Below are 13,811 nucleotides of genomic sequence, written 5' to 3'. Positions count from 1 at the left end.
GCACAGGGTAAACATCAGTTCACCTGGAGTCACGAAATAGGACGTATTCTGCATTGGCTCGATAACGCCAGTAGCCGACTTGCCGTCGCTTATTCCGATGATTTGCCCGATGCACCGAATTCCGGCTCACGGCACCGCCGCCCGACGGCGCGCCAGGACCCGCAGCCCCACCCCGATCGCCAGGAGGAGCGCGCCGCCGGCGAACAACGACACCAGCGACCAACCGGTACGCGGCAGGTTCCCGCCGGACCCACCGGGCGAGGTACGAGTCGGGCTCGGGCTGACCGTGGGGCTCGGGCTGACCGTGGGACTTGGACTGCCGGAGGGCGCGACCTCGACCCTGACGTCCAGTCCCGCACTGCCCGGGCTGGGTCTCGGTGCCGCAGTCGCGTACGCCGGCATGCCGAGCACGGCCACGCCGACCAGTACGATCAGCCCCACCCGCCAGCGGCGTCGCCGCGGGATCCGGTGCCCTCGTCCAGCCCGGTCGCACTCGCCAATATCGATCGTCACAGGGTGTGAACGTTAGGCATACCCAGTGGCGACCGGCGCACGCCAACACGGACGCCGGACATGGGGCGGGTTAAGAGCAGGCGGCCGAGCCGCGCCGATCTCGGGGTAGCGCCCGGCGCCGCCGGTTCAGCGCGTGGAAGCCGATGCCGAGCGCTGCCATGACGAGGGCGTTCCGGAGGACCAGCAGCGCCGTGCCCGGCCAGTCGGGATCCGTCGACACCTGTGCGTAGTGCCACGGGAACAGGGCGCTGGTCAGCGCGGTCGCGACGACGACCAGGCCGCTCGCGACGCGTTGCGTCGTGTCCCGGCGGGTCAGGCAGACCGCCGCCGTCGCGATCAGCCAGAGCATGTACTGCGGGGAGAAGACCCGGCTGGTCACCACGGTCGTCAGAACCGCGAGTAGTGCGACGTCGAAGCCGACGGTGCCGGTCCAGTTGAGTCGCCGGCCGGCCGCCCTTCGACCCCTTCCTCCGCCGGTGTGCTGCCTGATCAGCCTGGATCGGGATGGTGGCCCTGATCCCTCGCCGACGCAGATCCTCCCGGTTGGCTCTCGACGTGTACGCCTTGTCGGCCAGGACCCGGTCCGGCCGGGTCCTGGGCCGGCCACCTTCCAGACGCGGTACCCGAATGCCGTCCAGGACAGGGATGAACTGCCGGCTGTCGCCTCGGTGCCCTGCGGTCACCACCATGGCTAGAGGCTTCTGCCCCTGCTCACACCCCAGGTGCAGCTTCGTGGTCAACCCGCCCCGGGACCGCCCCAACGCATGGTCGTCCGGCTCGGTGTCGACACCGCCCGGCGGTTCGACCTGGAGATCCCCTTTTTACGAGCGCCGGCCGCGTGTTGATGCGCCCGGGCACTGGTGGAGTGCTAGAGCCGAATGTGAGACAGAGCCCTTCGCCTGACACACCCGTCACCGGTGACACCGGAGGCTATGTATTCACCGCGATACGGCAGTTGCTGGCCGCACACCGGGTATGGGACCGGTCCCCCAGCGGTCGCCTGATGCACCCGCTCGCCCTCGGGCCGGCCCCACCACCCGACACCGCCACTCATGCCCTGGCTGCCACCTCGCTGATCTGGACGTTCCTGGTCGGACGAACCGGATCCCAGGTGTCGGTGATGCGCAGCCGCAGGTACCGGGCAATGATCGCGGCGAACGAAACGGTGCCGCCCGCGGAAGGATGGCCGGGCACGGTGGCGACCGTCCGCCACGATCTGCTGTCGTTCGAGGCCTCGATGGTGAAGGTACGGACGCCGAAATCCGACTGTCCGCCGACCGTGACCGAGCTGATCGAGACTGGCGCGCCGAAGTCGAACCCGAACATCGCGGGGTTGTCTGCGGTCGGGCCCTGTCCGGCGGACTTGCCCCACGACGAGTAGTACGTGCCCGGTTGACCGTCCACGGCCAGCTCTGCGGGGAAACGATCCTGGCCGGTTTCCGCGATGAGCCGTGGGTACCGCGCTCCCTCGGTGTTGAGGGCGAGGTTGTTCGAGTGGCTGAGCCACTGTTGGGTGGTAGCGGTCAGGCCGTTGCTGGCCCGGGCGGTTACGGTCAGTACGCTGGTGCCCGAGTCGGGACCGGAGTTGCGTACTGCGGCAGGGATGATCGCCGAGCCGCCGGCCGGGACGACGATGGCCGGTGGCCCTGTCGCGGTGATTCCGATCGGGCCGGTGGCATCGACGTTCACCCGTACCGGCTGGTTCGAGGCGTTGGTAACCAGCATTCCCGCCTCGGTGTACCCTCCGGCCGCCAGCGGAAGCATCCGTTGCGTCGGCTCCACCGTGAGCACTGCGGCGGTGGCGGCGTACGGGCGAATCGATACCGGGCCGAGCAGACCATAATCCATTCGGGGCTGGGACGCGGCACCGGTGCCCGGAGCGACCCGGACGGCATTGCGCAAGGTGGAGGCGACCCGCACCGTGATGGTGTTGTCGCCGGGGCGCAGATGGGCGCTGACGTCGACGCGGCCGAGGTCCATCGGGTTGACCGGTGGCAGGTCGCGGCCGTTGACGTTGACCCTGACCGTGTCGACGACCGTGCCGAGATCGAGGTGTGCACCACGGACCCGGGTCCAGTCCGGACCGAGCCGGACCCGGGTGGTGTAGGTACCGACCCCGGAGACGTCGGCGAAATCGTCATTGAGCTGCGACCACGCGGGCAGCGTACGGTCCGGGTTGGCGGACACGGCCACCGGCCCGATCGTGGTGTGCGCGGTGTCGCCAGGCAGGCCGGACGGTCCGGGCGTCCAGCTGTCCACGGTCAGCGACCAGTCGGTCAGCCGCACCGGTTGCGGTGCCAGGCCGCCCGGCCCGGTCCCGGAGGCTACGGAATCGCGGATGGCGGGGCCGGGGAACGTCGTGTCGCGGCGGGCGGTGACGGCGATGACCATCGCGTCGTGCCCGGCCAGCCGCACCGGCAGGGTGACTGTCCCCCGACCCTTGCGGTAACCGGGGATCGGTGTGATCCCACCGGTCCACGTGTCCAGACGGTAGGGCACGCCGTCGCCGGTCAGGGTCAGATTCTGGTAGGTGGTGGACGCGCTCTGGTTGAACAGGTAGTAGTAGTCGACCCCGGCACCGTGCCGGCGTACGTCGAGGATCGCGTCGGACGGCGTCACGTGAGCGGCGGCGGCGCGGATCCCGGCGCGCTGCAGCGCACCTGGGACAGCGGCCTCGCTGTCGACCCGCACCACCCCACGTTGGCGCAGCAGCTCGGCGATGACCGCGCGCAGCTGGGGGTCCTGGTCCGGCTGGTAGCCCGGGGTGCTGCTGGGCAACTCGCCGAGAATCACCACGGGCAGGCCCTGCCGGGCCATCCGCAGGATGGTGCGCGCGGTGTCCAGTGGCAGGGTCGTCTGGTTGTTCAACAGCAACGCGCGGTACGCGGACGCGTCGGGGAAGAGCGCGCCGTGGCGTACCGTCGCGTCTGGATCGCGCAGGTGGGCCGGGCTGACGTACTCGTAGGTGTACCCGGCGGAAGCCATTGCCGACGAGTCGGGAATCAGCTTGTTCGCCGACGTGCCGGTCAGGCCGATGCCGAAATCCTGCCAGTACACGGCCAGGTCGAAGCGCGGCTTGCCTTGGCGCAGTACCAGCTGCATCCGGGCCAGGTGGTCATTGACCTGTCGGTAGTCGGCCCAGTTCGGTCCGCCCTTGGCGCCGAACGCCTCGGAGTACGAGGCGTTGCCGCCGTAGCTCATTCCGGGCCAGATCGACTGCGCGGCGGAGCCGGCCGGACCGCGGCTCAGGTACGGAAAGCCGTGCCAGACGAGTTGGTTGACGCCACCGGCGTAACCCCGGTAAACCGCCTGCAGGTTGGAGGTGTCGGAGGCGTCGCCCACCGTGGACCCCCAGACGTTGCCCCGGAACGCGCAGCATTCGTCGGAGACGACCGGGGCGCCGGAGAGGTGGGCACCGGCGGCCACGACTTTGTAGTTCTGTACGTTGCTGTGCGCACTGTCGTTACGGCCGAACGCCAGCGACTCACCCTCGGGGACGTCGATGTGGCTGGCCGCCTCGGCAGCGTCGATCGCCTCTCCGTACGGCTGCGCACGGGTCTTCATGTGGTGCTCGCGGGTCCATTCGCGCAGCACGTCGAGTCGGTACGCGATGTACAGGTCGCTGAGCGTCTGCCGGTAGTCGGTACGGACCCGGTCACCGACACCGTCGGCGAAGTCGAAGTACGGCTGGCCGGGGAACCGACCCGGCAGTCCGCCCTGGGCGCCGGCGCCGGCCAGTGCCGGCAGCAGGCTGACCGGTGAATAGCCCCGCCGTCGCGTCCACTCGGCGACGAAGTTCGACGTCCACTTCTGGGCACCCAGCTCCAGCGAATCCTCGAACAACTCGGTGGTGGCCAACTGCTCCAGGAGTGCCTGGACGTCCGGGGTGAGAATGTTGTCTTCGTAGAAGTCGATCACCGCTTGGGCGCCGGCCGGGCTCAACGTGTCGAGCGCGTAGTTCGTGACGGTCGCGGTGTAGCCGTTGAGGTTGCCGCCGTTCGGGGTCTGGTAGAAGGCGATCAGCGCGTAGCTGCTCTCCGCGTCGCCCGGGAACACCATGTCCAGCGTGCCGTCGGCGGCTACCTGGGCGGTGACGTCGGTGACGCTGGCCTGGTCCAGCAGCCGGGGCGATGACTGGCTGGCGCACTGCGGGTCGACACACTTCGCGACCAGCGCGGCGATGAGGGTCCGGCTGGCCCCGACCGGCGGCGCGGTGTCGAAGTTGGTGGGTAGTGCTCCGGTGCGCCTCGTGCCACCGGCGCCGAACTCGTGCGAGAAGACGATCTTCTGGGCTGCGGCCGGGTGGTTCACGTCGGCCACCGTCGGCACGGTCGCCGGCCACCGCGGGCCAATGGTGAAGTCGAGACTCAGACCGGTGTCCCGGGCCGCCGAGAGCATGGTCTCAACCTTTTCCGTCCACCGCGGCGTGCCCCAGCCGTAGGTGGACAGGAACGGGTTGGTGCGGTGGCCGGGTCCCTCGGACAGAAACGGGGCGACTTCCGCGCCGCCCGCACCGGCCTGTTTCATCTGGTCAAGCTCGGCGGCCAACTGTTGGTCGTCGGTGTACGCCAGCGGCATCCACCAGCGATACTTCGGCCGCACCGAGGTCGGCGGGTCGGCGAAACTGTCCCGGGTGAGCAGCGGCACGGCGACCGGACGGGTGCTGGATGCGACGTCGGGGTGGGCGGTCGCCGTCGAGCCGGTCACGACCAGTGAGGTGGCCGCGACGGTGACGGCCAGCAGGTAGACGACGGCGCGGTGGCGGCGTGAACGAACGAGTCTCATCGGATCACCCCCGCCGACCCCGGTCGAGCCGGAAGAGGTAGGTCTCGTGCTCGCCGCACTCGATGGTGAAGCTGTCGGTGTCGCGCGCCAACGGTGTGCGACTCGGGTCGAAGGCGTCGGTGACGGTCCCCACCGTCCGGGGCAGGCGAATCGTACGCGGCCCGTCCTGCGTCGCGTGGAGAGCGATGAACTCGTGGTTGGCGTAGAAGACGTCGTCCACGTCGTTGTAGATGTGCACCCCCGCTTCCCTGGCGGCATTCTGCAGGAATCGCGGTGGAATGCGCGGCCCGACCGTGTACGTCGAGTAGCCGCCCCGACGGTGCGGGACGCGGACGACGCCGGGAAGCGTGGTGCCGTTCACGTTGGCCAGCACCTCAACGTCGACACCGGTCGGGTGGACCAGCGGGTTCCCCTTCACGCTCGTGGTGCCGAACAGGGTGCCCGTCGCGACGCCGGCCAGCGCCGGGGAGTCACTGGCCAACGTCTTCACTCGGAGGTCCACCGTGGGCAGCTCGGGCGCCGCCACCTCGATTCCGGTCAGGTCGCGAACCCCGGCCACACCGGGGGCGCCGTGGCCGAACCAACCCGCGCCGTGGCCCCACAGGAAGCTTCTGCCCTGGTCGCGCAGTCGTTTGACGACCTGACGCAGGTGGCGGTCGACCTTGATGCTGTTCAGGAAGATGAACAGCTTGTGGTGGTGCGTCCGACGGTCGTGCAGGTCCTGGGCGTGCAGGATGTCGTAAGGCGTGCCCATGCGCCCCAGTTCGAGTCGCTGCCCGTAAAGAAACTGCTGGTTGTGGTTGCGGCTGTGGCTGAAGTAGGCGTAGCTCTCCTCGTCCACGACCACCGCGACCTGGGCGGCGGAGCGGCGGTCCGCACGCATCGACTCGGCCACCAGGCCGCGCGCGTTCGCCATGAAGGCCATCATTTCGGGGTCGTCGTACCAGCCGCCCCACATGTCGAACCACCACAGCCCGGCGCCGGTTGCCAACGCCCGGGCGAGGTTGTTCTTCAGCAGCGCCAACGTGATCGCCGGGTCCTCAGGGCCCAGCCACAGACTGCTGTCGTACTGGCCGGGCACGCTGCCGGTCGGGTTGACCTCCGGCGCGACGACCGACAAACCCTGGCTGAGGTGGGTACGCGTGTCCGACTCGCTCATCCACAACTTGCCGTGCAGCTTGACCGAGTCGGTGAGGCTGAAGTAGGCCCAGTCGTTGCCGGGCTGGCGACGGACGTAGCTGTTCGGACTGGCGAGGAATTCGACCTGCGGCGACGCGAGGACCTGGCGTAGGGCGTTCTGTCCCACGTCCACCTGGGTGGTTTCCATGTTGTAGCCGTAGAATGCGCCGGCCAGGGCGGTGTCACCGGCCTCCTGCTTGACCACCCGGCAGAAGTGGATGACCGCGTCGGCCACTGCGTGCGAGTGGAACTGGTAGTAGTCGATGGATGGTTGCTCGGTGACCGGGTCGCGCAGGATCCGGCTCTCGTCGCCGAGGCGCGCGGTCGCGTCCGGGATGGCGGCTGTGTGCAGCGAAACCGTGTCGTCCTGCCAGGCTGCGCGTAGGGCCCGGTCGGTCCGGTAGGTACGACGTAGCCAGACGCGGAAAGCCTGCTGGTGTGACCGGCTGTATTCCGGAAAGCGGTCGCGGTTGCCGTGGTACATCCACTCTTCGGTCTGGCCGGCCCCGAGGTGGTACGCGATGACCGACCGCCCCAGGGGCGACCGCGAGTTGTGCCGGATGAGGGCCCGCAGCACGTCGCCCGCCTGCCGCTTCCACACCGTCGAGCTGAACGACTGGCGCAGGGTACCGCCGTCCGAGGCGACGCCGAGCTCGTCCGGATGGAGCGCCTCCCACCACTCGGGTACGTCCAGGTTGACCCGTAGGAGCACGAGCGCGTCCGGACGCGCGTCGAGCACCCGCGCCAGGTCTTCGTCGACGGGAGTGAAGTCGTACTCGTTCGGCCCTTTCCAGATGCCGGGGCGGAAAGGTCTGATCCCGCTCGTGGAGTTGATGCCCCGGTCGCCGAGGAACGAGGCCACGCTGAACAGGCGGTAGCCGGCGTCGGCGAAGTCACCGAACTGGCCCCGGTGCGGGAGATAGGTCATGTAGGCGACCGCGGGCAGTGGCTGGCCGTTGAGCAGGATCGCCGGGGCACCGTTGTGGTCGCCGACGGTGACGCGGCGGCGCGACGGGTGTTGGCCGGTGGCGAATGCGGGGTCGGCTCGGACGAGGGCAGCGGCCGTCGCGGTCAGCGCCGTCGTCGTAATGAGGCCTCGTCGCGTCAGGTTCGGATTGGACATCTCGGCGAGCCGTCCTTCCTCGAAGGCGGGAACTGCACCTGATCTATGTCGGAAACCTACTGACATCTGACTTGCACTGTCAATAAGTTTCGTGCAGCCGATGGCCCATCATCCGCCCTGGTCATACGGGGCACTGATCCAATATGGACGATCTCGGTCAGCCCATCCCCGGGGGCGGAGACAGGCTGATCGAGGACCGCGGCCGTACGCTAGCCGGACTCCCGCATCACCACACCACGGCAGCGGTTTCCCGCCAGCGTTCGGCGGACCCGGCGGTGTCGGTCGACCGGTAGGCGACCGTGTGGTAGCCCGGCGCGAGGATCAACCGGCCGTCCACCAGGGTGACGGGCCGGCCGTCGACGAGTACTTCGGTGCCCGCCACCGGGTTTGCACCGCCGCTGACCGCGGTGAACGTGGCCGTCTCGCCGGCGATGTGGATAGTTGTCGACGGACCGTACGGGAACGCCTCCCTGGCCCGGAACCAGTCGCTCGGCAGCGACAGGTGACCGGTCCCGCCGAAGCTCCCCGGCGCCGCGTAGTAGACGAGGTGGATGCGGTCCCGTGCGTAGAGCATCGCCGGATAGTGGACCCGGGCGTTGCTCCGGTACTCGATCTGTCGGTAGTTGGTCCAGGTGACGCCGCCGTCCAGACTGATCCTCGACGCCAGCACCCGTCGGCTGCCCTCCGGGGCGTCCGCCGTGGTGATGAGCACGATCCCGGGGCCGTTCGGCATCCGGGTCAGCAACGGTGGCGCGGCCGGGTGAGTGACGTCGCTGCGTTCCGGCGTGGTCCAACTCGCGCCAAAGTCCCGGGATCGCGACTGCCACAGGAATCCCTGCGTGGTGCGCATGAGCATCAGCAACTGGCCCGGACCGTACTCGGCGATGGCCGGCTCGATGAGACCGAGCCGGATGTCGGCTCGCAACCCGCCCGGGGTCTGGTTGGTCCAGGTCCGGCCGTTGTCGTCGGAGGTGAAAATGATGACGGCGCGGCTGTCCGGATCCGACAGCTTGATGTTGATCGCTTGCAACAGCCGCCCGGTGGACAGCACGTACAGGCGCGCGTTGCTACCCGTCATGTAGCCGAACGAGCCGTCCGTGATGGTCGTCGGACCGCTCCAGGTGACGCCCTCGTCGTAGCTGCGGCTGAAGACCTTCCAAGCGGAGTCCGTCGCCTCGGCGACGGTGTAGCTGACACCCAGGCCGCCGTCCGCCATCCGGACGACCGACGGCTGGATGAAGCTCTGCGCACCGCCGATCTGTCCGAACAGGATCGACTCGGCGGACCAGGTGGCTCCGCCATCGTCCGAGGTACGCGCGGCGATGGTGGACGCGGAAAGGTCGCCCAGCCCTTCGTAGCGACCGTAGGTGTACATCAGCCGGCCGTCGCGCAGCTCCACCAGCGAACCTTCGCCGTTGCGGGGATTGCCGGGCATCGTGGGCGCCACCACGGTCGCACGGGTCAGCGAGTTGATGGCCGCCGTGGTCACCGGGGACGAGACGGCCCAGCCGGTGTCCCCCTCCACGGTCCGTGCCCGGATCCGGAACACGTACGTGGTGCTGGCGGCAAGACCGCCGGCGGTGAAGGCATGGGCGGTACCGGGGGTCGAGCCCTGGGCGGTCCAGGTGGCGGGTGTGGGTTCGCCGGCGCCGTCGGCGACTGTGCCGGCCTCGATCTCGAACCGTTGCGGGCGTGGCACGCCGTACGTCCATCGCCAGGCCAGTGCGACGCTGGAGGCGGTCGTGGCGTGCGCGAAAACGACCTGCGGCACGGGTCGGGGATTCGGCGAGGCCGCGACGGGGGTGGCGGCGAAAACCTGCGCGACGGCGACGCCGACGGCAGCGGTTGCGAGCAGATGTCTTCGCGGTTTCAAGGTCGGTCCTTTCGATCAGTAGCCACGGACCTCGGGCCACCGCAGCTCGATGCCGTGACTGGTGAGGATGCTCTGAAAGGTGCCCAGGTGCCGGGGTTCTTCCCGCACCTGGTGGGGTTCGGTGCCGTGGCCCAGGCAGTAGGCGGCAAGGTGTCCGGCGGCCTCGCCGATGTTCCATTCGACGGGGTGGACGCGGTAGCAGCCGTTGGTGATGTGCGTGGTACCGATGTTCTTGGCGGCCGGGAGCAGGTTGCGCATGCGCACCGGCAGGAGGGCACCGAGGGGGATCTCAAAGGGGTGGGCGGCGGCGTACATTCGCACGCCGCCGTGGGTTCCGGGGTGGAGGTCGATCTTGTAGCTGCCGATGCCGACGCTGTCGGCGTGCCGGACGGCGCCGTGCTCACCACGGTCGGCGACGGCGATGTCGTGTTCCCGGATGGTGGTGACCGCCCGGATGCGCCGGCTCTCCCGGATGTACGGGGCCATGGCCAGGCCGTCGGGTGTGCCAGTGACGTCAGGACGCAGTCGCAGGCCGGGGAATCCGGTGCCGCCGTCGGCCCGAGGCGCCTCGGTCTGCAGCCAGTAGAACAGACTGAGGCTGAGCTGCCGCGCCGCACGCAGGTTGGCCGCCGCCAGCGTCGCCGGCACGTCCACGATGGACCCGCCGTGGTAGTCGTTGGCCGACCAGTTGACCAGGGTGATGTCGCTGGGCGGGGACGGCGTGAGGTTGTGTCGGCACAGCAGCCGCCGGAAGCGCCACAGGTCGGCGATCGGGCTCCAGCCGGTCGGCGGGGCAAACCGGCCGGTGTGGGAGGCGGAGACGATGACCTTTTCGTCCGACGCCGCATCCGGGTTCGGTCGCAGGACTCCGTGGCCGGGTTCCGGGTTCGGCCAGCCGATCTGCTGTGCGGGGCGGACCGGGGCATCGGCCGCCCGCCAGCGGTCGTAGTCGGCGGGCCGGTCGATGGTGTGGTCCTCCCCGGTCCGGTGGTCCATCGCGAAGCAGACAGTGAATCCCTGCATGCGCTGCGGCTCGGCGTCTGCGGCGGCGTGCGGCTCACCGGTCTCGCCGGCCGGCTCGGCTCCGGTGACGTACTCGACCCCGGCCAGGGGCAGCAGGTCACCCGTTTCCGTGGCATCCAGGACGTAGTCGGCGTGGATGTCGACCTCGTGACCGGTCGCCTCGTCGACGAATCGGACGGAGCTGACCCGGTCGGCGTCCACCGTGGCCGCGATCGGGCGGTGTGCGTTGAGCACCTGGACGGTGCCGGCCGCGCGGTGTGGCGCCATCATCGCCTCGATGACGGCCAGGGCGACGGTGGGCTCGTGACACAGGACGGACACGGAACCGCGTCCCGGGTTGAGGTGGCGGGCCGCCCGCGCCTGGGCGGACAGTGGATACCACCGCCGGTAGTACTCGCGTATGCCGTCCCGCAGCGAGCGGTAGCTGGCCGTCGCCCCGAACTGCTCGATCCATGGATGTTCGTCCGGTGGCACCGCCTGGGAGGTGAGCTGACCGCCGAGCCACCGGGTCGGCTCGGTGAGAATCGCGCGATGCCCGCAGCGTGCCACGGCGAGCGCGGCGGCGACCCCGCCGAGCCCGCCGCCGACGATGAGGATCCCGGTGCGCAGCTCACTCATCGGCCGCGTCCAGGACGGGTACGCCCGCTCGACGCAGCACGGCGCGGATTTGATCCACCCCGCCCGGGCCGAGGCGGGGCAGCGGTGCGGTCAGCTCGGGGCCGCACAGCCGACGCAGGCTCGCGGCCGTCTTCAGCGCGCTGAGCCAGAACCCCGCCTCGTACAACCCGAACAACGTGTCGATGCGCGCCTGGGCCCGGGCCAGGGCGGCCCGGTCCCCTGCGGCGGCGGCCCCGATCGCGGTGGTCACCACGTCCGGGTCGATGTTGGCGATGCCGGCCACGGCCCCGTCCGCGCCATGGTCGAGGCTGCGGGCGATGAGCCGCTCGGCGCCCTGGAACACCGCGAGACCGTGCTGCCGGGCCGCGTCGGACAGTTGGGTGTACGCGTCCCAGTCCGCGCTGGAGTCCTTGAGCGCTACCACGTTCGGCAGAACCGCCACGGCGTCGACCACCTCGGGCGTGATCGGGTTCTGCGTCGCCGAGGGCAGGTTGTACAGGACGATCGGGGCCGGCGTGCTGGCGGCCACGGCGTGCAGATGCTCCGCGACGGGCTCATGCCCGTCGAACACGAAGTACTGCGGAGCCATCACGACCACGGCGTCGGCCCCGGCGCCCATGGCCTGTTCGGCGGCCTCGATCACCCGCCGGGTTCCTGCCTCGGGTACGCCGGCCAGTACCGGCACCCGCCCCGCCGCCTCCGCCTGGAACGCCTTGACGACTTCGGTGCGGACGGCGGTGGTGAGGGTCGGGCCCTCACCGCAGGATCCCAGAACGAACAGCCCCGACACTCCACCGTGGACGAGGTGTTCGGTCAGCCGGGCCACCGCCGGCAGGTCCACCGTGCCGTCCGGACGCAGTGGGGTGATGACCGGTGGGATGTTGCCCCGCAGTTCGATCACGTGGTTCCTTCCATGGATGGGGTCTGCCTCAGCGCACGGCACCCTGGGTGATGCCGGCGATGAAGTGCCGCTGCATGGCGAGCAGGCAGACCACCAACGGCAGGATCGACAGCACGGTCCCGGCGGTGATCGCCGACCAGGGTGAGATCGCGGTGTCACCGAGCTGGATCTGGCTGTGCAGGAAGGCCAGGCCCATCGGCAGGGTGAACTGGTCCGAACTCTGCAGCATGATGAGTGGGAGGAGATAGGCGTTCCAGCTGCTCAGGAACAGCATCAGGCCGGCCGCGCCGAGCCCCGGCCGGATGAGCGGGAACGCCACCTTGAGGAAGGTCGACCACTCGCTGGCGCCGTCGAGGCGGGCGGCGTCGAACAGCTCGTCCGGTAGCTGCCGGAAGTACTGGCGGAGCAGGAACAGGGTCAGCGCGTGCGCCGCCAGCGGGAGCACCACCGCTGCGTACGTGTTGAGCAGGCCGAGTTCCCGCATGATCGTGTACTGGGGAATGACCGTGACGTACTCCGGGATCGCGAGGCTGGCGATCACCATCCCGAACAGGATGGAACGCCCGGCGAAGACGTGCCGCGCGAAGCTGAATGCGGCCAGCGCGCTGACCGCCAGTCCCAGCGCGGTGGTCGCAATGGCGATCAGCAGCGTGTTACCCAACCACCGCGGAATCTCGGTGTCGGTCAACGCGATGAGGTAGTTGTCCAGGGTCAGCCGGGCGGGAATCGGCGACGGGTCGGACAGATCCTCCACCGGCTTGATGGAGGACAGCACCAGCCAGTACAGCGGAATGGCGGCGAACAGCGCGACGACCGCGAACATCACGTAGTAGGGCAGCCGCCGGGCCAGAGTGCGTTCACGCATCGGTCTTGCTCCTCAGCAACCGGGTGATCACCAACGTGGTGGTGATGATCAGAAGGGCGAGCAGGACGGACGACGCCGCGCCCTTGCCCAGGTCGAACTCGAGGAAGGATGCCTGGTAGATGTACATCACCGCGGTGAGTGTCGACCGGGCCGGGCCGCCCTCGGTGAGAACCTGCGGTTCGGCGAACAGCTCCCACGCGGCGATCGACGCCGCGACGAGGACGAACATGGTGACCGGGCGCAGCAGTGGCAGCGTGATGTTCCAGAACCGGCGCCACGGCCCGGCGCCGTCGATCTGTGCGGCCTCGTAGAGATCGACCGGGATGGCCTGCAGGCCGGCGAAGAGGATGATGGCGTAGTACCCGACGACCCGCCAGACGCGCAGCACGACGATCGACCACGGAGCCAGGGCCGGGTCACTGAGGAACCCGATCGGCTCCACGCCCAGCCTGGCCAGGCTCTGGTTGATGAACCCGAGGTTCTCGTTGTACAGCAGGTCGAAGACCATCGACACGGCGATCAGCGACATGGTCACCGGGATGAAGACGAGGATCTGTACGGCGTTGCGGGTCCGCGCGCGGAGCTGGCCGAGCCCGACTGCCACGACCAGGCACACGGGTAGCAGGAGCGCCAGGTAGGACAGCAGCATCGTGGTGGTGTTCCCCAGCGCGGTCCCGAAGACGGGATCGTCGATCGCCCGCTTGTAGTTGTCGATGCCGCTGAACGTGGGACTCGCGCCGATCGGCCAGTCGGCGAAGCTCATCCCCGCGGCCAGTAGGACCGAACCGGCACCGAACGGGAGGAACAGGGCGAAGAACGGGGCGATGAACAGGTAGGGCAGGTACGGCCGGTAGGGGCGCTGGTCGCGCCTGGCTCGACGACGGCGCATGCCCGGTGCCTCCGGCGCGGGTGGCGGGGGCGGCACCACCTC

At 69.3% G+C, this 13,811-nt stretch carries 9 protein-coding genes and 1 pseudogene; all 10 read right to left on the bottom strand.

Annotated features, from left to right (window positions below):
• Positions 1–126: 126 nt before the first annotated feature.
• The 10 genes and pseudogenes from ACQEVC_RS24700 to ACQEVC_RS24655 all read right to left on the bottom strand — a co-directional run bounded on the left by ACQEVC_RS24700 (position 127) and on the right by ACQEVC_RS24655 (position 13,769).
• Positions 127–513, bottom strand: coding sequence for a hypothetical protein (locus tag ACQEVC_RS24700; protein ID WP_432881644.1), 387 nt, complete (start codon positions 511–513; stop codon positions 127–129).
• 70 nt (positions 514–583) lie between these two features.
• Positions 584–892, bottom strand: a complete 309-nt coding sequence (locus ACQEVC_RS24695) for a hypothetical protein (RefSeq protein WP_432892115.1) — start codon at positions 890–892, stop codon at positions 584–586.
• 64 nt (positions 893–956) lie between these two features.
• A pseudogene (locus ACQEVC_RS24690) lies at positions 957–1,274 on the bottom strand (transposase); the annotation flags it as partial.
• A gap of 289 nt (positions 1,275–1,563) precedes the next feature.
• Positions 1,564–5,298: a glycosyl hydrolase gene (locus ACQEVC_RS24685; protein ID WP_432881642.1), complete on the bottom strand. Its 3,735-nt coding sequence runs from the start codon at positions 5,296–5,298 to the stop codon at positions 1,564–1,566.
• 4 nt (positions 5,299–5,302) lie between these two features.
• Complete coding sequence (locus tag ACQEVC_RS24680; protein WP_432881639.1) at positions 5,303–7,600, bottom strand: beta-galactosidase; 2,298 nt, start codon at positions 7,598–7,600, stop codon at positions 5,303–5,305.
• A gap of 226 nt (positions 7,601–7,826) precedes the next feature.
• A complete protein-coding gene (locus ACQEVC_RS24675; protein WP_432881636.1) occupies positions 7,827–9,473 on the bottom strand; it encodes an exo-alpha-sialidase in 1,647 nt (548 codons plus the stop codon).
• Positions 9,474–9,488: 15 nt separating this feature from the next.
• Entirely contained in the window at positions 9,489–11,114 is a 1,626-nt protein-coding gene (locus tag ACQEVC_RS24670) for an FAD-dependent oxidoreductase (protein ID WP_432881634.1), read from the bottom strand.
• A complete protein-coding gene (locus ACQEVC_RS24665) occupies positions 11,107–12,015 on the bottom strand; it encodes a dihydrodipicolinate synthase family protein (RefSeq protein ID WP_432881631.1) in 909 nt (302 codons plus the stop codon). Before ACQEVC_RS24665 ends, ACQEVC_RS24670 begins: the two co-directional genes overlap by 8 nt.
• Positions 12,016–12,043: 28 nt before the next feature.
• Entirely contained in the window at positions 12,044–12,880 is an 837-nt protein-coding gene (locus ACQEVC_RS24660) for a carbohydrate ABC transporter permease (RefSeq protein ID WP_432881629.1), read from the bottom strand.
• Positions 12,873–13,769: a carbohydrate ABC transporter permease gene (locus ACQEVC_RS24655; protein ID WP_432881627.1), complete on the bottom strand. Its 897-nt coding sequence runs from the start codon at positions 13,767–13,769 to the stop codon at positions 12,873–12,875. Before ACQEVC_RS24655 ends, ACQEVC_RS24660 begins: the two co-directional genes overlap by 8 nt.
• Between the last annotated feature and the right edge of the window lie 42 nt (positions 13,770–13,811).

Origin of the sequence: Plantactinospora sp. CA-294935 (genome assembly GCF_050936445.1) — a bacterium.
GTDB lineage: Bacteria > Actinomycetota > Actinomycetes > Mycobacteriales > Micromonosporaceae > Plantactinospora.
The sequence above is the reverse complement of the archived record's forward strand: the minus strand, read 5'-3'. Positions and strand labels throughout refer to the sequence as shown.

What these genes read in the sequence shown, in the direction of transcription:
- ACQEVC_RS24685 (WP_432881642.1), bottom strand. Translation starts at nt 5,298, where the DNA reads ATGAGACTCGTTCGTTCACGCCGCCACCGCGCCGTCGTCTACCTGCTG.
- ACQEVC_RS24670 (WP_432881634.1), bottom strand. Translation starts at nt 11,114, where the DNA reads ATGAGTGAGCTGCGCACCGGGATCCTCATCGTCGGCGGCGGGCTCGGC.
- ACQEVC_RS24660 (WP_432881629.1), bottom strand. Translation starts at nt 12,880, where the DNA reads ATGCGTGAACGCACTCTGGCCCGGCGGCTGCCCTACTACGTGATGTTC.
- ACQEVC_RS24655 (WP_432881627.1), bottom strand. Translation starts at nt 13,769, where the DNA reads ATGCGCCGTCGTCGAGCCAGGCGCGACCAGCGCCCCTACCGGCCGTAC.
- ACQEVC_RS24680 (WP_432881639.1), bottom strand. Translation starts at nt 7,600, where the DNA reads ATGTCCAATCCGAACCTGACGCGACGAGGCCTCATTACGACGACGGCG.